Genomic DNA, 251 nt, shown 5'->3' with positions numbered 1-251 from the left:
ATGGCAATCCCTGGCGGTATTTTGTTCGCGCGTATGCTGAGTCCGGCAACTGAAGAATCACGCGTCACCTTTGAGAACCTTTCATTTACCGAAACGCCGCCGAAAAGCATCATCGAAGCAGCGGCGAGCGGGGCGATGACCGGGCTGAAAATTGCCGCAGGCGTGGCGACGGTAGTAATGGCATTTGTTGCCATTATCGCGCTGATTAACGGCATTATCGGCGGAATTGGTGGTTGGTTTGGTTTTGGTCA

The 251-nt window shown here is 53.4% G+C and carries 1 protein-coding gene; it reads left to right on the top strand.

The features are described 5' to 3' along the window. Positions 1 to 251 (top strand): nucleoside transporter C-terminal domain-containing protein (locus tag FDX14_RS06085; RefSeq protein ID WP_286364577.1); only part of this gene is annotated, 251 nt, incomplete at both ends.

The sequence above is a fragment of the Citrobacter sp. wls710 genome (genome assembly GCF_005281115.1).
GTDB classification, from domain to species: Bacteria; Pseudomonadota; Gammaproteobacteria; order Enterobacterales; family Enterobacteriaceae; genus Citrobacter; species Citrobacter werkmanii.
This window is presented reverse-complemented; position numbering and strand designations above follow the sequence as displayed.